Genomic DNA, 21,839 nt, shown 5'->3' with positions numbered 1-21,839 from the left:
ACTGTCTTGCTATAAAAATCATCATAGTCAAAAGGTACTATTTAATATTTTATAGTTATTGATAGAACAGTCTAAATTTGCCGAAAATTATGATGAACAACTTGAGCTTGATTTTATTATTATTATCGTTGCCCTTAATAAGCTTCCCTATAAATGCTCAAACTGCTGATGATGCTTTTTGTGAAAAATTTCCTCTCAATAGTAGATGTCAGGAAGAATCTGCTGTCAATGAAGACAACTCTGCTCCTAATGATTCCCGCGACAATCAAATTGTCGATCTTTTAACTATTGATGAAGTAGAGAGATATTTAAAAGAACTAGGTTATATAGACGTAACTAGAAATAACAATAATTCTTTAAATTTTTTGATGCAGGGTAGACCATGTTCGGTGTTTATCGCTTCTAATGGCAAAGGAATGTCTCTTTTTTCCTATTATCCTCAAGATGAAAAAACCACATTAGAAGCTATTAATGATTGGAACAAAAGTTTAAGATATTCGTTTGCTTATCTTTACACAACTACAAAAAATGATGAATTAGTTGTTCTAGAAACCAATTTAACTGTGACAGGTGGTGTAACTGAAAGCCGAATTAAAAGTTTCTTTGTACTTCATTCTGACTATCAAGCTTTTTTTGGTCGCTATCTTAGCGAACTTTAATCCTCTTTTTTGTTTAACCAGTAATAAATAAAAGATGGCTAATATTTTTAGTATACCCTCGTCTCTTCCCAATCGAGAGTTATGGGAAGCCTTGATATCTACTGACAATGTTTTGATTGAACGTATTGTGTCTACTGGTCAGGTTACACCATTAGGGGAATGGTATGACCAAGATAGAGATGAGTGGGTAATCCTGTTACAAGGAGAGGCTTCTTTAGTTTATGGTGATGGTTCACAAATCCAGCTAACACCAGGAGACTATGTGTTAATTCCTGCTCATCAAAAACATCGCGTAGAATACACTACTTTTGAACCTCCTTGTATTTGGTTAGCTATTCACTTTATTAGTAAATAGTAGTTCACCAAGATTATTCGTGAGAGAAGTTGTATTGCGATCGCAAACTATGATTTAATTTATAATTATACGGCTGTAATCAATAAATTACTAAGGAATGAGAATTTAATAAAATCCCAAATTAAAATATCGGTGCGTTACGCTTACGCTAACAACACCCTACCTAACGACTTACTTTAAGTACATATCTTCCTTTTCCTCCTCGATCGTAAGCGTTAACAATCACGCTATAAGTTCCATTGTCAGGTAGGGTAATTTCTAGACGAGAGTTGCTTTCTTCTTCGTTGAGATCGTCATTTTGCTCTACGATATTACCATTTTGATCCATTATGGCTAAAAAAGTATCAAAATCTTGGCTTTCTAGGGTGATAGTAAAAGAGTCTCCTGCTGAACCTTCGAGGGGATAAGAATCATAAAAACTACCGTCATTAGGAATAATTTCATCGCCTTCTTCGAGAATTCCTTCTTCTACTATTTCAGGAATTTGAGAATTAGTAGCAATTTCTGATTCTGTTGCGGATTCGTTGCTAGTTGCTATTTCTGATTCTGTTGTTGAGGAATTATTTTCTGCTGAATTTTCTGGGGTGGGTACAACTTCTGATTCTATATTGGGAGTTGTCGGACTGTTACTTTCGGTTTCGGTAGTTACTGTAGCTTCTGATTCTGATAAGGTTTCTGATTCTACAGTGGGATTTGTTGAGTTGTCACTTTCGGTTTCGGTAGTCACTGTAACTTCTGATTCTGATGTAGAAGTATGATCGCTGTTAACCTCTGATGATGCTTCTGATTCTACAGTGGGGTTTGTTGAATTGTTGCTTTCTGTGTTTGTAGAAACGATTACTTCTGATTCTGTTGTTTCGGCGTTAGTTTCTGAGGGTGTTTGGGTAGGAACGATTACTTCTGATTCTGTAGTAGAAGTTGTTTGATTATTGTTTGTGGTTTCTACAGTTTCTGTAGCTGTCGATTCTGATGCTATTGGAGTATTAGTATTTGGTGGTGTGGGGAGTTGATTGCTATTTTCAGTTGCTGATGTTTCGGGTTGATTTTCTGGTTTTGTAGTAGTTGTAGGAGTCGTTTCTGTTGGTGTTTGAGCAATTTCGGTAGTGTCTTCAGGATAAAATGCGATCGCGCATACGTTATTATAGATAGGTATTTCACTACAAGCAATACCCGTGTCTTGGAGACTTTGACTAAAAATAGCTCGTCTATGACGGCGATCGGGAAAACCATCGTCTACAACTAATTGCATTACAATGGCTTCGGGAGTTACTTTGCCATAAACAAGATTATTGCGATTATTTACTTTCTGATTACTGGTGATAGCAGCAATTTGTTCTTGTGCTGTAGAGGTTAATTCTGTAGAAGGAGATAACGCAGAAAGTTCATTTTGTTGACGGAGGAAGATAATAGCTTCTTCTAAGCTGCGAAGTCCCCGATTAGTTCTAATGGGTTGCTCTCCTGGCAATTTCAGAAACATTCCTTGATAATATTGCTTTTGAGAGTCTAACCAGTCAGCATAGCCTTGAGGGTTGGTTCTAACTCGGTTAAGCTCACTGATGATAGCTATTTCTAGAGAATTATCTGGTTCTGTTTCTGCAACTTCTTCTTCTTCTACTATAGACTCTTCGGGAATGGCTGCTTCAGTATCAGTGGGAATAGTTGTTTCTTCAGTTTCAGCTTGTGCGAGATATTGTCGAGAAATATTTCGAGATGTAGCGGGAGATACGCTAAAAATTCCGCCTATAACTGCAAAATACAACGCTGAGGTTAGTAAAGGTAGTTTCCAGATAGTAAAGTTTGAGTTTACTGGTTTATCTTTAAGCATATTATCGCTCCCAATTTGTATATTGGTTTACAGATTTTTAATAAGATTTTAAAAATAGTTATCATATAAAAAACTATTACTCAAAATAGTGTATCGAAAATAAATATTTTTTTACGTTTTTTAACTAGCAAACAGTCTTGTTTGAAGTTTTTGATGTTGCATTTGAGCTAAATCAATTGTAGGTGTACAACTCCATATTTCTGATAATTTGAGAGTTTTCGCTTGCTGGTAAGTTGTGGTAATATCCGAGGTTAAAAAGAGCAAGGTTTTTTGTGCTTGAATATGACCAATAACCCCTAAACGAATAGCAGCACCGAGTAAACCAGTAATCAAGTTATGGAGAAAAGCTAAAGCGGTATTTTGTTCGTTAATTCCTGCAATTTCCGCTACTACAGCAAATACAATGGGATGAAGACAATAAAATTGTTTTGCTGCTATTTTTTGTTGTAGTTGTTCTAGTTTTTTATCTTGCCATGTTTCTTGAGCTACCATAAGTAAGGCTCGACCACTTTTCTGCTGAGTTTGACGATTTTTCTCGATAAGAGTTTGACTAAATAATTGACGATCTGCATTTTGAATAAGTTGCCAATTATTTTGTTGACTACCTCGATAACCATGAATTAAAGCGACTAAATCACAAGAGCCAATTTTGTTAAGTAACAGAATTTGTAAAAAATTTTGTAATTCTACTACTGTTTTAATTTGCTTAGTTTGAACTAAATATTCTAAACCATGAGATAGAGTAAAAGAACCAGAAGGAAAAAAAGAATCAGCTAATTGCATTAAAGCAAGTTGATTGTTCATTATAAGCGATCGCCTAAAACAACTAAAATAATTTTTATTACAAGTTTGCAGAATTCAGATTACACTACAAACTTTTCTATAATACTTACTTCTGCTAATTTAAGCTCTATATTAAAGACTTCTCCCTGGTGACAAGCAAATTCTAACTGTATCCAATCATCACTATCTTTTGCTATTGCTGATAAACAAGTTACTCCAGTTTCATCTAAGATATTTATAGATAAACTTGTGGGCAAATTATTACTTTCTCGATCGGGATATAGTTGCAAACAAATATCAACTACTTCTGAATTAGATTCTGTTATTTTTAAGATTAAGATTACTTTTTCTTCTATATTATTCACCTCCCAAGAAATTGCTTTACCACGACTAATAGTAGTTAGTGCAGCATCACTATTAGTCGCCAAACTTCTAGTAACTCTTCCTGCCATGATAGTCTCTACAGGCTGCCAATCTGGGGTAAACAAACCACTCAACCATTTCCTCCCGTGTTGACGGAGATTTATCTGTTTTTGCACAGAATCTAAAGTATCAAAAAGACGATCTAAAGGTTGTATTTGGGATATATTAACTGTTTCGGTATCATAATTAATTGCTTTACTGGGAATAAAGCCTAATAACGCTGCCTCTTTTAATTCATTTTCCAATAGCACTACTAGATAACCCAAACGATTATCTCTCACTTCAGCAGGAATAGTTATAACCTCCTCTCCTGGTAATAGCCCACAACATTCTAGTTTGCCCAAATTGGATAATACTAAATCAGCAACATTAAACATACCTCTCAAAACAGGATTCCAACAATCACTCTGAGCTAAATTAGTTGTGATAGGAAAGCACTTTAAATAAGTATAAACGGCGTAAACAGCTAAGGTATTGAGATAAACCTGTTTTCCTTTTTCAATTGTTGCCTGTTGACTCGCAAATTGTTTTGCATAGTTATGAGCGTTACTATCTAATAGTATTGTTAATTGTTCATTATTAATTGTTGACAGTTGATTGTTCATTGCTAATGGTTTTTATGTGATTGATTTGATTCTATGAATTATTAGTTCGTGGCTCGTTGTTAATTAATTATTTATTTTTGTTTCTTACTCATTACTCATTGTCCATTACCCATTACCCATTGGTGACAAGTTAAACAATAATGGCATTTGTCAACTAATACATATAATGTTTTTTAAATTTATAAATACAAAATATGGATTTTTGACTTTAATTTAGTGATTGCCATTATTAAGACATTAAAGTCAATAAAATTGTGTCAAAGGCGATAAGCAAGCGAGCTTAAAGCTTAAAGCTGCGAACAGGTTGACAAACAACATAGTCCCTTAACTTGTCACGATTGCCCATTACCTCCTAACTCTTCTCCTATTTCTTGCAGAAGTGGTAAACATTTTTGTTTCCAATGGGAATAGAGAGTCTGATTGTTGACTTTTAATTCTCTAGCTATTTCCGAGATTTTGGCGGGTGGTTGTTGTAGCAATAAACGGATAGCTAAACACTGACAGTTACATTTAGGATATTTGCGGGGATGAGTTTGAGAAAGGTTTTTATTGGAGTCTTGTTTGATATAATCAGCGATCGCATTTCCTAACCTAACTTCTTTTTCTGCTTGTATCTCGGCAATTTGGGTATCTAATAAACTAAGGGAAAATCGCGGATCGCTAATGTTTTCGATTAAATCAATTCCCGTCTTTTCGTTACTACTGGGGTAAACTCTTTGAGGATCGTAACGGTTATCAGACACATACAGATCGCGGATACGCCATTTGAGATAACCATTAATCCAAATTACGAAACTTTGTTGTATTGATTCGGTTTGAGCCTCAAAGCGATCTATATTCTTACTTACCCAGATTAATGTGCGGTTATAGGCTTCTGGATAGTCTTGATGAGACGATCGATAAATCCCTGGTAGTTGTTGAATCAGAATTAGTAAACGATTGAGGTTTTTCTGTCTTTGTAGACTATTGCTGTCGTAATTACATACAGATAAGATAGCCTCTTTTAATTGTTCTTCCACCTTTTATCAGTAATTCAGTAATCAGTAATCAGTTTTTGGATAAATGTATGGGGTGAAAAAGATACAGAAAAAACAATCCCCAAAAAATACAAGATTTCTCATGTTGCTTTTATCCAAAACTATAGCCCAAAATATTTTTGTACTAATACAAGATTTCTCTTACTGTATCGCAAGATATTTTTGTACTAATCTATGAAAAGAAAATATCTTTTTTCGCTTGACTGAAAAAGGAATAAACAGAGATCGCCATTGAGAATTAGGTAGTCTAAACCAGATACCGATATTGGGTTGGGGGTAAGGTATCAGTGGAGAATCTGAATGCAGACTATTAATTAGAGTTTCGAGATGGTAGTAAAAGCGATTGCAAAATAGCAATCTTTTTCCCTCAAACATTTTTAACCTAACTGCCTCATAACGCAACACATCTAATACCGATACGGGTTGAGTATTGTCTGTAGTTAGCTGTTGTAAGAGAAACTTAGTAAAAGCGATCGCATCTAAAAGATGTTTTTTGTTTCCTGTGGGTAAATAGGTTTCGCTGTATTGGAAAAACAAAGGATTAAATTCTTTACCCAATGCTTGATTCGTCAGAGGTAACAGCTTACGAATTTCTCCCAAGCGTTTGCGCTTTAATGAACGTGCAAATAAGTCTACTTGCTGACGAGATAGTTTACTAAGCTGCTGAATTTCCTGACAGTTTAAGCCAAAGCTAATTCCTACAACGTCAGGATTTGTCAGAAAGTCATCTCGTAGTTTACTGTCTGTATAAATGCGTGCTAAAACCTGTTGTACTGTTGATAAAGACATAATTTTAAGGAATGAAGGATGAAGGATGAAGGATGAAGGATGAAACAAGTAACCACTAACCACTAACCACTAACCACTAACAATTTTTCTGGCTTGATTTAACTCTGTAACTAACTCATTGAAAGGTGGTATGTTTTCGTCTCTTTCTAAAATAATTCCGTTAACGTTAGTGCAAGAGGTGACATCTGTCATTAATTGCCATATTTCGGCTGGAGTGGCTTCAGAATGGCTATCTATTAAAACACCATCATCTTGATATCCGCCGACAAAATGTAGTTGTACAATTCTTTCTAAAGGTAATTGAGAAAGAAACTTTTCAATGTCGTAATCGTGATTGGTGCTGTTGATATACAGATTAGTAATGTCTAGCAATAAACCACAATCAGTTTTTTCTGCTATCTCGCCAATAAACTGCGCCTCTGTCATTTCTCCCCCAGAAATATCCACCATGTAGGCAATGTTTTCTAGAATTAGGGGAGTTTCAATATAACTCTGTACTTGTTTGATGTTGCTACAAACAATATCTACTGCTTCTTTGGTATAGGGTAAGGGTGCAAGATGTCCGATATCAATACCTCCAGCTTTGGTGAAGCACAGATGTTCACTCCACCAAGGGGGATCGAGTTGTTTAACTAGTTTGGCTAGTTTCTCTAGATATTCTGTATCGATACCTTCTGCACTACCAAGAGAAAGATTAATAAAGTGAGGTACGAGGGGAAAGTTAGCAGCGAGTAAGGATAATTCCCCTTGAAGATATTGATTAGAATCTAAATAGCGATCGCCAATTATCTCTAAAAAATCCACGGTTTCTTTATTCAGAAACAATTCACTCTTAAACTGTTCCCGATACCCAATACCAATTCCTAATGTTTCTAGTTGATTGTTCATTGTTATTTATTTGTGGTTAGCTTTTTATCAAGACGTTTCGGCGAAACGTCTCTACTGAATCAACCGCCACAGCCTCCGCATCCACCACCGCAACTACTTCCGCAGCTACTACCACAACTGCTACCGCAGCTACTACCACAACTGCTACCGCTACTGCAACTACTCCCACAGCTAAAGGTACTACAGCCACCACTACTACTACTTGTGCGACTACTACTACGAGAAGTCTTGCTACTGCTATGGCTATATACAGGAGGAACAAAAAGATTCACTAAATCTTGATAGTCGTTACTGGCTTTTAATTTGTCAAAATCAAAGATCGCTAATAGTAATGAAGAGTTGTAATCTGGTTCGGTAACTGGTGCTTTTAAATCACTCTGTAAGTTAGCAAAAGTCTGTTTTAAGTCGCTAAGATATTGTTTCCCCTTAGCTGTAATGCGGGTATCAAGAGGAGAAGAAATATAGGCTAGGATAATAATAGCAGCGATCGCCATCATAATTAAAAACATTACGTTATGATGTCCCCGTGACAATGCAGAAATCAATTTATAGCTACCCAAACTACAAATGAGAAACGCACCAATACCACCTACTAAATAGTTTTTCGTTGCGGAATTAAAATAGCCAGATGTTTCTAAAGATTTTTGATAAGTTTCACAAGGTTTAGCGATCGCTTTTCTCAATTCAGCATTATACTTAACATCAGAAGCTACACGGGGATTATCTACCCAATCAAAGAAAACTCTTTCAATCGGTTGTAAACTCGATACATTATACATTTGTGGCGATCTTTCAATACGTTTATCCTTAACTCGTACAAAGCCTTTTTGCATCAACTCCAAACAAACTACTTTGGCTACTGCTGATTCGCCATCTCGCAGATAAGCAATTTCATAAGGATCGGGTTTTTCTGGTATTTCTCCAGAAACAGGATCGAAGATATTACCTTGTAAAATCAGGTAACAACTTATTACGGTAACTGTAATCACCCCTCCATACAGCAATAAGAAATAAGGGCCATACATTAAAGAGATAGGATTGTTAATTAAGATGTCCATATCCGATTAGTTGAACTCGACACTTACTAATCAGGGAGAGTCAGAAAGTTTATGAAACTTTTTGGTTAATAATGGCTGTAATGCTCACTATGTAATGGTTATAGATTTTTGTTTTTATGTAGAGATTGAAGTTTTTGAGTGTAAAGCGATCGCTCTTTTCTGTTTTTAATATCTTGTAGGGGCAAATAGCGATCGTCCAATTACAATTAATCATGACCATTTACAATAAAAATACCAGGCGTATCAAACACAGAGGAATTTATGTTAAGCAATCTCACTATTAAAAACTATCGTTGCTTTGAAGATTTTCATATAGATAGCTTAGAACAAGTTAATCTTTTTGTTGGCAATAATAATAGTGGTAAGACAAGCTTATTAGAAGCTATTTATTTATTAATTAATCTACATGATAAAGAACAAACTCTAATTGAAATAATTTATAACAGAAATAGAGATTTCATCAGCAATAAGCATTTTTATTATCAAATTACAAATTTATTTAATAGATATCAGCCAAATAAATCTAGAATAAAGGCAAATTTAGATTGTAGGAAAATAATTCTTGATTTTAGTATCAAAGCTGGTGTACAAATTAACTTAAGTTTTGAAACTAGAGAACAAGGAGACAATGCTGATTTTAGATTTAAAGAACAAATCCCTCTTATGAATAACTATTGTTTAGAAGTACAATTTACTGACATAAATAATGATCTATGGATTAGAAAAGAAATTAGTCCTTATATTTTAGTTTATAAAAATAATCTTTCTTTTACTCAAATGCTTTATATGTGGGATAAGATCGATTTAACAAATAAAGAAAGAAAAATAATCAAAGCACTTAATATTATAGAAAATAAATTAGAACGTATTAGTTTTTCTACTCTGGAAGGATATAATCAAGTTAAATTAAAAATCATAAATGAAGAAGCTCCTATATCTATAAGTAATATGGGAGAAGGAATGTATTGTCTTCTTACATTAGCATTATCATTAGTAACCGCAGAAAATGGAGTATTGCTAGTAGATGAAATAGAAACAGGATTACACTACAAAGCACAAACAGATATGTGGCGTTTAATTTTAGAAACAGCCAAAGAATTAAATGTTCAAGTATTTGCTACTACTCATAGTTGGGATTGTATTACTACATTTCAAGAAGCATTATCACAAGTTGAAGATCGATCTATTGGTAAGTTATTTCGTCTTGATAGTAAATATGATAAACTTCGCGCTGTGGAATATAGTGCGGAAGATTTAGAAATAGCGGTAGAAGAAGGTATTGAGGTACGTTAATGCCAAAAAAGAAAAAATTGGAATATTTACCTCAACAACTATTAGTAGAAGGTGATAAAGATCGTCATGTTATTTGGGCATTATGTCAAAAACATCAATTACCACAAAATTTTTCTGTTGAGTTACCAAAAAAAGCAGAAGGAATAGAAGCTTTATTAAGAATTTTGCCAATAAAGTTAAAAAATGAGGAAATTAAAACTTTAGGAATAGTAGTTGATGCGGATCTAGATTTAACAACACGATGGCAAAGTGTCAGTGATAAATTACAAGAATCTGGTTATCAAAATATCCCAAAAGAAATTCCTCAAACTGGTTGGATACATAAACAAGCAAAATTACCAAAAATAGGTGTTTGGGTAATGCCAAATAATCAATTACCTGGAATGTTAGAAGATTTTGTTACTTATTTGATTCCTGATGAAGATATATTAAAAGTGAAAGCAGAAGCAATATTACAAGAAATAGAAACAGCAAAAATTAATCCTTATTCGCTTACTCATCATTCCAAAGCATTAATTCATACTTGGTTAGCATGGCAGAAAAAACCAGGTATGCCAATGGGACAAGCCATAACTGCTAAAGCATTATCAAATAATAGCGAAATTGCTAATATTTTTATTATTTGGCTACAAAAATTATTTAGTAATTAACAAAATATCTTTGTATTTACTTTGCGCCTCTATCCTCTAATGCGATGAGGATAAACACCTCTACGCGAGATAATATCGTTTCTCGCGCATTAACAAGAGACTTAGTTTAGGGCTAGGAGTCAGGAGTTAGTGTAAACAATAGTTTTAGTGTTTTTTATTAATAAGAAATAATGTAATATCTATCTAGCTAGTGCGCGAGAATTGGTATAATCTCTAAATTAAAAATATCGCAAAGGAATAAAACCAGACTTACTAATCAATTCTTGTCCTGGTTTAGATAATAAATAATCTTTATAAGCTTCTCCTACTTCTTCATCAACAGGGCTATTAGCTTCTATCACTATAAATAGTCTTCTGACTAAAGGATATTCCCCATTACGTAATACTTCAATATTTAGGCGTTCTTTTTCCAAACCACAATAACTATTATCGCGATTTAAACTAATAAAATTACTTCCCATCCGACGTGCAATGGGTAATATTTTAAAATTACAATTATCAATTACTTCCGATACAGAAACAAAAAACATACCACCTAGATTATCTTCTATTTGCTTTAAAGCTAGAGTGGGATATTCTAAGAAAGTAACGTTTTTCCCAAAAGAGTGTGACTCTAAAATATTGTTGTAAAAGTATTCTGTAGTTCCACTTTGGCGAGGACGAGTATAAGGAATAATTTCCCTATCTTGTCCTCCTAATATAGCCCAGTTAGTAATCTTACCGCGATAAATATCTTCTAACTGTTGAATTGTTAAGCCTTCTATTTCTAATTGAGGATTTACTACTACAGCAATACCATCAATTGCTACAGGAACTTGTTTTAATATTTTACCTCTAACAATAGCAGAATCATACTCTCGATCTTCAATAGGGCGAGAAGATTGTGCAAAAGAAATTTGTCCGTCTAGCAGCATTTTTATCCCTGTTTCAGAACCGTTAGGTAAGGTAGGATGACGAGTATAAACAAGTTCAAAGTGAGGATATTTTTGCTGTAGTTGTTGATTGACTAATTCTCTAATAAGTTGCCAGGTGGTACTACCTCCATATTGCCAAGTACCGTTAGGAAATTGTATTTTATGATTGAGGTTAAATTTATTAGCTATTTCTGTATTAAACCCATTAAACAAAACTAAATTAAAACTAAAACCAAGAATAAAAATCAATAAACAAGTAACTATAGTCTTTGTTAGTTGAATAAATTTATTAGATTGCTTGGTTTTAATAGTATTATTAGCTGAATCTCCTGACAAAATGCTATTCCAAGTTAAATAATTAGTAGTGGGTTTTAAACACAATCTAGGTAACCAAACAGCACCAGGATAACGAGTATTAAAAGGCTCTAACTTTTTCCTTGCTTGATGAACTGAATTAAATAGAGATTTGTGATTAATAAAAGCGGTGAAAAACTGTTTAATAAACTCGATCGCTACTTCATCGGGTACGGGTTCGCCCATAACTATCATCTGAGTTAAGTTTAACTCACTCAGGCGATCGGCTAAACCTAATCCGTCACAAGAATTAAAAATAGCTAACCGTAATCCATTCTTAATTGCTTGGCGAAAAGCATCTTTGAATTCTGCTATGGTTAATCGTTCAGTTTCATTGATTGCAATCCAGCCGATTGTACCATCATCATTACTACCACTATGTCCCGTAAAAATAAAGATATGATAACCAGGATGATGCCATAAAGAGGTACATAAATCTTTCAAACTAGGCTGAATTAAACAAGTTATAACTGCTTTCTTTTTTGTTAATTGTTGAATTGCTTGGAGATCGGCTTTTGTATCTATATTGTTACTATTACCTACTACTAATAAAATTCTAACTTTGGACTGTTTGGTAAAATTGCTAATAGGAGTAATTGCAATATCTTTAGACGTTAAAGTGTTAATTGCTACTTCCGTTTCAGGATAATATTGAGTTAATAAATCCCATTCTTGCCAAGGAAGCCGACATAAATTAATATTTTGAGCATCTATAATAATTGGTAACTCTTGATGGTTAAACTGATTAGCCACAGAAATCAAACCATCCCGAATAGGTTGCCATTCACGATCGCTATTATTAAGCCATTGATTGAGATGGTGCTTAACCGCATCAACGCATTTTGTAGAAGATGCAACTGTTACCGATTTGGGAATAATTCTAAACTGAGTTTGAGTACCAATATAAGAACGTACTGCTTCTAGTTGACGATAGGTAATTTGCCACTGTTGCAGAGATTTAATTAAAGCATCGGGTATCGCAGTTAAATAGCCTTCTATCTCCCAAGGCTGTTTACTACAGCTTAGAGTAGCAAAAAAACCCTGATTCGGTATTTGTCGGAACTTTAGTTTAATAATCTGCATATATATAAGGAGTAAGAAAGAAGGAAAGAGGAAGAAGAAAGCAAGGATATTTATTTTTGAACTAACTTATTATAATAATGTCCCTACATCTCTCTATCTCCTTTATTTTTCCAGTTTCTCGTTAGCTTTACCTCAATTTTTATAAATAGGAAAGTATAAATCGATATAAAACTCCTATTAAGGAAAAGAAATGAGGAAAGCAATAATTACCAAAGCCCAACGAGGCTCAAGTAACTCGTCAACTCTTCATCTCGCCATTCAGTATTAAGCTAGGGAGATGGTATAAAGCGGATTCATAAATGCGCGAAAAATCAAAAAATAATTCATTTGTTGAATCCTCGCTCCTTCGCGGAAGAGGTATTACCCATTACTCATTACTTATTACTTATTACTTATTACTCATTACTTATTACTCATTACTCATTACTCATTACTTCATTACTTATTACTCATTACTCATTACTTATTACTCGTGAAATATTACCCATTACCTACTCATACCGTACCTTAATAATCGGTTTACCGTAATTTTTATAGTTCGGGAAGAAAACCCTATCTAATGGTGTTGTAAGTAACACTAAACAGTTGTTTATAAGATACGTAATATAGTAATTGAAGTTAAAAACAAGGCAATCAAAAACAAAACATACAAAGCAGAGGAAAACAATTTATGACTATTGTTCGTTACAATCCTTGGAAAGAAATGAATTCTTTACAACGTCAACTAGATAGAATCTTCGATGATGTGATTATTTCCACAACAAATTCTTTAAACCATACTGGATTTCCTGCTACGGAACTAATCGAAACAGAATCCGCTTTAGAACTAAGATTAGAAGTACCAGGAATGCAAGCTAGCGAGTTGGATATCCAAGTAGCAGCCAATAGTGTTACTGTAGCTGGAGAAAGAAAAGCAACAACTGAAGCTGCTGATAATAAGTTTGCTCGTTCTGAGTTTCGTTATGGCGAGTTCAAAAGAGTAATTACTCTACCAATTAAAGTACAGAATACTAATGTCAAAGCAGAATATAAAGATGGCATTCTTTATCTAGTACTACCCAAAAGAGAGGAAGAATTAAATAAAGTTGTCAAAGTTAGTCTTGATGATTCTGTAGAGTAGCTATTTTGTAAATAGTATTTTTAGGGTGGGGTAAAACTCACCCTTTTTTGATCGCAATTATAGGCGTTGCCTCATGGTGGTATGAAAAGCGCAAAATTCTACTTTTTTATTAATATTCAAAAGGCTTAAAGCTTAGAGGAGGGGCTGTCTCTTGGGGAGGTGGCGTATTCTGGGGTTTCCCCAGAATCGTGTGACCGCCGTGTTTCCCCAAGAGTTTACATTGTCCTCGAATGGGGATACGCCCCGTCTTAGAGCTTCCGAAGCTCCGAACAGTATTACTATCGGTTTCATACCTTAAATCAACAACGCCCAATTATATTTCTTGTTTAATTCTGAGTTATTTTGCGAATACTTCTAGTTTGTTCTAAGATTTGTTCCACATCTTCAGCAGAGAGGCGTTCTACATAATTGATTTTAATTTCTTCTAATAAATCTACTAAGAGGGTTTCAATTTGATTGAGGCTCTGTCTTGCTTTGATTTCAGAAACAAAAGATTGATTGACATTAGTAAATAAGCTTTCTAATAATTGTTCAAATTTTTTATCTTCTTCTAAAACAGCTTTCAAAGCAGCAGCAAAACCACTATAGGTTTGAGACACCAATTGTTTTGTCAAACTAGAAACGGCTGTTTTTCCCCCAGGAAGAAAGCTTACTCCTTGATAAGCGGGTGATTGTTGAATGGCTTTCTGTAAACTATATTGTAATAATGCTTCGGCTTCGGGTTGAATTTTTGGCAGTACTCGATCCACCATAGTGTTAGCAAAAATTTTAATTATTTCTGCGGTTTCATTAGTGTTATTGATGTCTATGTAACCATTTTGATTTCTTTCTGCGAGTAGATTGCTGATATCTCCTTGGCGAATCGAGATTTGCAACTGATTGATAATACGAATTACAACTACTTCCGTGATATCTTCGGCGATTCCTGCTACAATACCTTGACTGATCTGTTTTTGAATTCTATTACCGATATTTAAAGGTAAAAGTCGCGATCGCTGTAATCTAACTGAAGTGGGAATAACCCTTAACCATCGCCAAAAGGGAAGGAAAAAGAAGACATCATACCAACGCCACAACATAGCATCTATCCAGCTTACTCCAGTACGGGTACGACTGATCAACCAAGTACGAGCGAGAAATTCTAAGGCAAAGATAGCTCCAAAAGGGAAATCAAGAAAACCAAAGTTATCAACATATCCGCCAGTTTCCCCTATGTGACGATAATAGTTAGTTTCGATTAGGGGTTTTATTTCATCATTGAAAAATGCTAATTTTGCTGTAGTGTTATTTTGCAGATAATTGACACTCCAAAATTGCCAAAAAGCTTGTTTAGAAGATTGTTCTTCATTGGGAAGATATTCCCGCATAATATTTTTCAGTCTTTCGAGATTACCTGATTTCCCTGCTTCTTCAAAAGCATCGTTTTGAATCATTTCTACACTACGACGACGTAAATCACTTAATATGGGGATAATTTCAGGATCGTTTATTTTAGTTGTCTCTAATTTTTGTTCCAACTCTGCAACTTTGGATAGATATTTTTCTGTAGTGCGATTGGGTACGATTCCTTTGACGTTGTCGTATTGCAAAATAAATTGAGAAATATCATCAGGTATAATGTCTAGCTTGATACCAGGAATGCTGACATAAGCCGATCTTAGATTACCAAGGCGAATTTGACCATGGAGCCAAAAATCTCGGATAGGAACATAACTTAAATCAAAAATAACTAATAATAAATTTATCACGGCTATGATCGCCATTATCTTCTCAAACCACAGGTTAGGACGAGATTTTTGAAATTTTACCCCAGATGATTTTCTTACAATAGTCATTCTTTGATATTTCTTTAGGTATCTCTAAAATTTTCCTATGTTTGATTACGATTAAAGGTTAATCTTCATTAACTATCAATAATTATTCTAAAATTTTTGGCAAAGATAACTGAATAAACTAATTTATTAATTTTTTGAGTATGTAATCTAACAAGTTATACTATCTTTTGATAGCTTAATAGCTGTTAAGATTGAGCTTGCATAATCCACCACTATAATTTTTAAGAGTAGTTAACTTTTAATTTTATTAGGCTACAATCTGAAGTCCCAGCAATTCATGAATTATTATCAAAATAGTTGTCTAAAATATTGGGATTTTAAATATTCTTAAATTTTTAGCAAATCAAAATTTGTTTTTATCTGAATTTTAGATTTTATTAAATTATTGTCAATAACAAAATTATGACTCAGCAGAACCAAGTTTTTTCTTTTGATATTGAAGAAGATGATTTATTTGATTATGGTTACGAACAGCCTGGAAGTATTCCTGGTACTTTAAGTATTGAAAAAGATGCCACTCCTCCAGAATGTTTTTTAATCGATTATAATTCGCAAAAAGCAATTCTTGTTACAAATTTAACTCCTGAAGATTGTCAAGAATACATGAATCTTGATTCTGTTTCTTGGTTTAATGTTGGAGGATTGGGTAATGAAGATTTTTTCTTGAGGCTAGGAAAAGTATTTCGCTTGCATCCTCTAACTTTAGAAGATATTGTCAATGCCCCACAAAAGCCTAAAATTGAATATAATCAAGAGCAATTAGTCATCATTGCTAACATGGCAATTCCCAAACCTCATAATCAAGGGTTTTGGCTAGAACAGGTTAGCTTAGTTATTACAAAAAAATATATTTTAACTGTTCAAGAAGAACCAGATAGAGACTGTTTTGAGCCGATTAGACAACGAATTAAGCTTCAAAAAGGTAATATTAGACTTAAAGGAACAGACTATTTAGCCTATGCTTTATGGGATTCTATTATTGATGGGTTTTTTCCTGTTTTGGATATTTATAGTGAAAAAATAGAAGACTTAGAAGATGAAGTAATTAGTAATCCCACTAGCCAAACGTTAGCTGAAATTTATCAAGTAAGAAGAGAATTGTTAGCTTTACGTCGTGCTATTTGGTCACAAAGGACTGCTCTCAGCAGTTTAATTAGAGATGGTAGTGTCTTAATAGATGATGAGATTGTTTTGTATCTAAGAGATTGTTACGATCATGCAGTTCAAATTGTCGATTTAATTGAAACTTATCGCGAATTATCTTCTGGTTTAACTGATATTTATCTCTCTGCTATGAGTAATAAAATGAATGAAATTATGAAGCTACTAACGGTAATTTCTACGATTTTTATTCCCCTTACTTTTATAGCGGGAATTTATGGCATGAATTTTAATTATGACACTTCTCCTTGGAATATGCCAGAGTTAAATTATTATTGGGGATACCCATTATGCTTAGGTTTAATGATAGCGATCGCTTTCGGTTTAATTGTGTTCTTTTGGCGACAAGGTTGGTTCGATAAAGTAAGCTTTGAACAACAAAAAAAAGAAAGATAAACCTTTTTGGAAAGTTAATAAGTAGTAAGTAATAGATTGGACTTTGGACAAATGGATAGTTGCCCGAATTTACTTTAATCAAGAAGTATTGCATTTTGTGCAACACAAGTATCAAGACAATCGCTATGATGACATCAAGATTAGACATCACACAAATATTTTTGGGAGAATAGATTAGAAGCTTCATGTTGTTTACTTTCTTGAGAAAAATCAAGCAAAAGAGGCAATGGCGATCGCTTGTTAGCGGATTATTGGCTTTAACTCTCAGTCTTGCTATTTACAGTTATTCTGAGATACAAGCACAAACTCCAGAATCGGCTTCAGTTCTAATTAAAGAAAGTCAAGAATATTACGATCGCGGGCAGTTTGTCGCAGCTACCCAAGCTTTGCAACAAGCAGTGCAAATCTACCAAAAATCAGGAGAGCCACTACAACAAGCACGAGCTTTAAGTCTACTATCTTTGGCTTACGAGCAGTTAGGAGAGTGGCAACAAGCAGAGACAACAATTACCCAAAGCTTATCTATACTGGATAGATTACCCGAAAGTAGAGAAAGCAAACCTCAAAACCAATCTCTTCAAGATCTCGTCCGCGCTCAGGTTTTAAATCGTCAGGGACGTTGGCAACTAGCCAGGGGACAAGCCGAAGCTGCTGTAAAAACAGCAGAGAAAGCAGAGTTTTTCTATACTCGTTCTGGCGATACTCAAGGAATATTTATCAGTAAGATTAATCAGGCTCAAGCATGGCAAACCTTGGGCTTTTTCCGTCGCACTAATAAAATTTTAGATGAATTAGCACAACAGCTTGAAAGTCAACCCCTATCGCTAATTCAAGTAAGTAGTTTAAACAGTCTGGGTAGCTTATTCCGTCAGCAGGGAAAATTAGAGCGTTCGTCAAAAATTTTCAGCAAAAGTTTAGCATTGGCTCAAAAACTAGCTCTTGATTCCGAAATTAGCCAAGTTTTACTCAACTTGGGCAACACCAAACAAGCATTAGCCAGTCAGGCTAGAAATTTAAACGATCTTGAGCGAGCAAATAATTACCAGCAGCAAGCTTTAGAACACTATCAACAAGCAATTGCCACTGCAACTTTTCCCTTGGATCGAATTCAAGCTCAATTAAATCAATTCAGTTTATTAACTGCCAGTGAGCGAACGCTAAAGCAGAAGCCTAATCCCAATTTAGTAGCTCAAAATTTCATATCCCCAATTACTCAAACCCTTAAAGAATTACCAGCTAGTAGACAAACTATTTATGCACGCATTAATTTTGCTCGCAATTTGATGAAAATGCCCTCTGCAAGCAAGTATGAGCCAATTATTACTGCAATCTTGAATAATGCGATCGCTCAAGCCCGAAATTTCAAAGATTCACGTTCAGAATCTTCTGCTATCGGTACTCTAGGACAATTTTACGAACAAACAGAAAGATTACAATTAGCGGAAAAACTGACCAACTCGGCTTTAGCGATCGCACAAGGGATAAATGCTCCCGATCTTAGCTATAAGTGGGAATGGCAGTTAGGTCGTTTATTGGCACAAGAACAGAGAAACCAACAGGCAATTAGTGCCTATACCGAAGCAGTCAATAACCTTCAGCTATTGCGACGGGACTTGGTAGCAAGAAATCTCGATGCTCAGTTTTCTTTTCGCGAACAAGTCGAACCAGTATATCGGCAGTTAGTAGGGTTGTTATTGCAATCTGGAGAAACAGGCGAACCCAGTCAGCAAAATCTGCGCCAAGCAAGAAAGACGATCGAAGCTCTACAGCTAGCTCAACTAGAAAATTTCTTTCGCTCAGCTTGTTTGGATGCCCAACCAGAACAACTAGATCGCATTGTCGAATCGGAGCCGACAACGGCAGTTTTTTATCCGATTATTTTGCCCGAACGGTTTGAAGTTATTGTCAAATTACCAGGACAGTCAAAACTAGAACACTATAAAAGCGATCGCTCGGAGACTGACGTAAAAGCTATTTTAACTCAGTTACAGCAATATCTTAAAGAACCAGATCGCTCCAGCGATGTCAGAAAACTCTCGCAGCAGTTGTATAGTTGGCTAATTCAACCCATAGCTACTAAATTAGAAGCAAGTCAGATAAAAACATTGGTTTTCGTCCTTGATGGCGCACTACGCAATATTCCGATGGGCGTGCTTTATGATTCTGGGCAACAGCAGTATTTGCTCGAAAAATATGCGATCGCTGTTGCTCCTGGATTACAGCTATTAGAACCAAAACCTTTATCTGGTAAAAATTTAAACGCTTTGATTGGTGGCTTGGAAGAGCAAAGGCAGGTAGAAGGAAAAGAATTTTCTCGTCTTAATAATGTGGGGTTAGAATTGAGACAGATACAGTCTCAGGTGAACAAAAGCGAACAACTATTCGATCGCTCCTTTACTACTGACAATTTACGCGATCTCATCGATGCAAAAGACTTTTCAGTAATTCATTTAGCAACTCACGGTCAGTTTAGCTCTCAATTAGAAGAAACCTTTATCTTGACCTGGAATCAACTACTTAAAATTGCCGATCTTGATGATTTGCTGCAACTAAATAATCCCCAGCGTAATAATATTGAATTACTGGTATTAAGTGCCTGTGAAACCGCAGCAGGGGACGAGAGAGCAGCTTTAGGACTAGCAGGTATTGCGGTGCGTGCGGGAGCGAGAAGTACCTTAGCAGCCTTGTGGGCAGTAGATGACCTCTCCACCGCTAGACTAATGGGAGAGTTTTACCGCCAGCTAGCTACAAACCAAATTAGTAAAGCTGAAGCCTTAAGACGCGCTCAATTAGAACTCTGGAAAGAACCAAGTCAAGATTGGCAACGTCCCTATTTTTGGGCTTCTTATGTCCTAGTAGGCAATTGGCTGTAAGATTTACTACCTCACTTTATTTGTATTAGTTTTATTAGTTGTATAGCTTTCCGATTTTTGACAATACTATTGGATAATAGTGCATCAATTTAGTTTTGAAACTGGAGAGAAACAAGAAGCTCAAAAGTAGGTAGAGAAAATGATTTGTTAGCGAATACCGATTAGAAAAAAAATGCAACAGATCGCTTGTAGAGTGGGCAATGCCTACTCTACCCTTAGATTATTTTGATGTCTCGCGAATATTAGTTGATTTGATATAACTTCTTTTGAAGAGACACTCTCCAATGAGCCAGCATTATTAGAAAAAATACTTCAACCATTCCGTTCTAGCCTCATTCCCCGACCGCCTTCTGCGGTTACAAATAAAATCTCGAATAAAAATATATAGATAACCATGAAGGTATCACCTCAATATTTATTCTGTCAGTTTTTACTCTGTACCCTTGGCTCGTTCTCTGCCACAGCTACCTTAGCTCAAGCTCAACAGCTTGATTTGACATGGCGAGGAGACCTCGCCGTCACTCAAGCTCAAATTACTCCTGACAACACCCTTAACACCCAAGTCAACTCAGATGGTAACGTTTCCGAAATTACTGGAGGGCAAACGCGAGGTGAGAATCTGTTTCATAGCTTCCAAGATTTTTCTGTACTTACAGGCAATGAAGCTTTTTTTGATAATGCCAATAATATCTCGAATATCTTCAGTCGAGTTACAGGGGGGAACATCTCTAATATTGATGGTTTGATTCGTGCCAACGGTAGTGCCAGTTTATTTCTAATTAATCCCAATGGAATTATCTTTGGTGAGAATGCACAGTTAAATATTGGAGGTTCGTTTTTGGGCAGTACTGCCAGTAGTATCTTGTTTGAGGAGGGAGAGTTTAGTGCCACAGATTTAGATACTCCTCCTTTATTAACAATTAATGCGCCCATTGGATTAGGTTTGGAGGATAATCCAGGGGAAATAGTCAACCGTTCAACTGGTTTAGAAGTTTCGTCAGTAAATAACCTGAGTTTGGTTGGGGGCAAGATTGAGTTTGAGGGGGGTAACGTTACTGCTTCTGGAGGTAATGTTGAATTAGGTGGTTTATCCACAGCAGGAACAATTGGCATCTCAGAAGATGGTAGTTTGATCTTTCCTGATGATGTAGCTAAAGCAGATCTAACCTTAAGCAATGGTGCTGAAGTCGATGTCATAGGGGCAGGTGGGGGAAATATCACCGTTAACGCTCGTAATCTCAACCTGAGAGCCAGCAGTCTCTTAAGAGCAGGAATCAACCAAAGTTCAACTTCTGATGATGCTCAAGCAGGAAATATTGTGATTAATCTCTCTGAGAATCTAACCCTTGATGAGAGTCGAATTAGAAATCTGGTCAATGAAGGTGGAGTGGGTAATTCAGGTTCTATCAATATTACTACTGGTTCTCTAGAAACAACCAATGGGGGACTCATTGATGCTAGTACATTTGGTCAAGGCAATGCAGGTTTAATTGATCTTTCCGCTAGTGAGACCATATCTATTGATGGAGAAAGTTCAAATGGCTTCAGTAGTCTTGTTAGTAGTCGGGTTGAAGCAGGAGCAGTGGGAAATGCTGGAGGTATAAGCATTAATACTGATAACCTGATTGTCACTGGTGGGGGATACATTGATGCTAGTACATTTGGTCAAGGTGATGCTGGTTTGATTAAGATTACCGCTAACGATCTTACTTTTGAGGGTGAAACATCAGAAGGTTTT

The 21,839-nt window shown here is 35.3% G+C and carries 18 protein-coding genes; 8 read left to right on the top strand and 10 right to left on the bottom strand.

Annotated elements, in window-relative coordinates; all coding sequences use genetic code 11:
* Window positions 1-89: 89 nt before the first annotated feature.
* Together H1P_RS02315 and H1P_RS02310 are read left to right on the top strand one after the other, a co-directional pair.
* Window positions 90-659 carry a YbjN domain-containing protein gene (locus H1P_RS02315; RefSeq protein ID WP_144863752.1) on the top strand — a complete coding sequence of 190 codons (570 nt, stop codon included), beginning with the start codon at window positions 90-92 and terminating at the stop codon, window positions 657-659.
* 34 nt (window positions 660-693) lie between these two features.
* Window positions 694-1,014 (top strand): cupin domain-containing protein, encoded by a 321-nt coding sequence (locus H1P_RS02310; RefSeq protein WP_144863750.1) that lies wholly within the window; start codon window positions 694-696, stop codon window positions 1,012-1,014.
* 163 nt (window positions 1,015-1,177) lie between these two features.
* Here the strand turns inward: H1P_RS02310 and H1P_RS02305 are convergent, their stop codons facing one another.
* From H1P_RS02305 to H1P_RS02275, 7 genes are all read right to left on the bottom strand, one after another.
* Complete coding sequence (locus H1P_RS02305) at window positions 1,178-2,839, bottom strand: pre-peptidase C-terminal domain-containing protein (protein ID WP_144863748.1); 1,662 nt, start codon at window positions 2,837-2,839, stop codon at window positions 1,178-1,180.
* 120 nt (window positions 2,840-2,959) lie between these two features.
* Window positions 2,960-3,643: an urease accessory protein UreF gene (locus H1P_RS02300; protein ID WP_144863746.1), complete on the bottom strand. Its 684-nt coding sequence runs from the start codon at window positions 3,641-3,643 to the stop codon at window positions 2,960-2,962.
* Between the two features lie 59 nt (window positions 3,644-3,702).
* Entirely contained in the window at window positions 3,703-4,650 is a 948-nt protein-coding gene (locus H1P_RS02295; RefSeq protein ID WP_144863744.1) for a DUF1822 family protein, read from the bottom strand.
* A gap of 332 nt (window positions 4,651-4,982) precedes the next feature.
* On the bottom strand, window positions 4,983-5,669 hold the full coding sequence (locus H1P_RS02290; RefSeq protein ID WP_144863743.1) for a hypothetical protein: 687 nt from the start codon (window positions 5,667-5,669) through the stop codon (window positions 4,983-4,985).
* A 159-nt stretch (window positions 5,670-5,828) separates the two neighbouring features.
* Window positions 5,829-6,476, bottom strand: coding sequence for an SCO6045 C-terminal-like domain-containing protein (locus H1P_RS02285; protein WP_144863741.1), 648 nt, complete (start codon window positions 6,474-6,476; stop codon window positions 5,829-5,831).
* A gap of 69 nt (window positions 6,477-6,545) precedes the next feature.
* Window positions 6,546-7,364: an MbnB/TglH/ChrH family RiPP precursor modification enzyme gene (locus H1P_RS02280; RefSeq protein WP_144863739.1), complete on the bottom strand. Its 819-nt coding sequence runs from the start codon at window positions 7,362-7,364 to the stop codon at window positions 6,546-6,548.
* Window positions 7,365-7,423: 59 nt separating this feature from the next.
* Window positions 7,424-8,422, bottom strand: a complete 999-nt coding sequence (locus tag H1P_RS02275) for a TIGR04222 domain-containing membrane protein (RefSeq protein WP_144863737.1) — start codon at window positions 8,420-8,422, stop codon at window positions 7,424-7,426.
* Between the two features lie 261 nt (window positions 8,423-8,683).
* Between H1P_RS02275 and H1P_RS02270 the strand changes: the two genes are divergently transcribed.
* Window positions 8,684-9,715: an AAA family ATPase gene (locus tag H1P_RS02270; protein ID WP_144863735.1), complete on the top strand. Its 1,032-nt coding sequence runs from the start codon at window positions 8,684-8,686 to the stop codon at window positions 9,713-9,715.
* A complete protein-coding gene (locus H1P_RS02265; protein WP_144863733.1) occupies window positions 9,715-10,365 on the top strand; it encodes a DUF3226 domain-containing protein in 651 nt (216 codons plus the stop codon). Before H1P_RS02270 ends, H1P_RS02265 begins: the two co-directional genes overlap by 1 nt.
* A 218-nt stretch (window positions 10,366-10,583) precedes the next feature.
* Here the strand turns inward: H1P_RS02265 and H1P_RS02260 are convergent, their stop codons facing one another.
* Window positions 10,584-12,716, bottom strand: coding sequence for a substrate-binding domain-containing protein (locus H1P_RS02260; protein WP_144863731.1), 2,133 nt, complete (start codon window positions 12,714-12,716; stop codon window positions 10,584-10,586).
* A gap of 670 nt (window positions 12,717-13,386) precedes the next feature.
* On the opposite strand from H1P_RS02260, the gene H1P_RS02255 reads away from it, so the two are divergent.
* Entirely contained in the window at window positions 13,387-13,836 is a 450-nt protein-coding gene (locus H1P_RS02255) for an Hsp20/alpha crystallin family protein (RefSeq protein WP_144863729.1), read from the top strand.
* Window positions 13,837-13,945: 109 nt separating this feature from the next.
* Here the strand turns inward: H1P_RS02255 and H1P_RS02250 are convergent, their stop codons facing one another.
* Together H1P_RS02250 and H1P_RS02245 are read right to left on the bottom strand one after the other, a co-directional pair.
* Complete coding sequence (locus H1P_RS02250) at window positions 13,946-14,149, bottom strand: hypothetical protein (protein ID WP_144863727.1); 204 nt, start codon at window positions 14,147-14,149, stop codon at window positions 13,946-13,948.
* Window positions 14,150-14,162: 13 nt separating this feature from the next.
* Complete coding sequence (locus H1P_RS02245) at window positions 14,163-15,671, bottom strand: hypothetical protein (RefSeq protein WP_144863725.1); 1,509 nt, start codon at window positions 15,669-15,671, stop codon at window positions 14,163-14,165.
* A 402-nt stretch (window positions 15,672-16,073) separates the two neighbouring features.
* Between H1P_RS02245 and corA the strand changes: the two genes are divergently transcribed.
* From corA to H1P_RS02230, 3 genes are all read left to right on the top strand, one after another.
* Entirely contained in the window at window positions 16,074-17,228 is a 1,155-nt protein-coding gene (gene corA / locus H1P_RS02240; RefSeq protein WP_144863723.1) for a magnesium/cobalt transporter CorA, read from the top strand.
* Window positions 17,229-17,413: 185 nt separating this feature from the next.
* Entirely contained in the window at window positions 17,414-20,101 is a 2,688-nt protein-coding gene (locus tag H1P_RS02235; protein WP_144863721.1) for a CHAT domain-containing protein, read from the top strand.
* A 394-nt stretch (window positions 20,102-20,495) separates the two neighbouring features.
* Window positions 20,496-21,839, top strand: a 1,344-nt coding sequence (locus H1P_RS02230) for a filamentous hemagglutinin N-terminal domain-containing protein (protein WP_144863777.1), incomplete at its 3' end; no start/stop codon positions are given.

Source organism: Hyella patelloides LEGE 07179, from assembly GCF_900659865.1.
Classification (GTDB): domain Bacteria; phylum Cyanobacteriota; class Cyanobacteriia; order Cyanobacteriales; family Xenococcaceae; genus Hyella; species Hyella patelloides.
The sequence above is the reverse complement of the archived record's forward strand: the minus strand, read 5'-3'. Positions and strand labels throughout refer to the sequence as shown.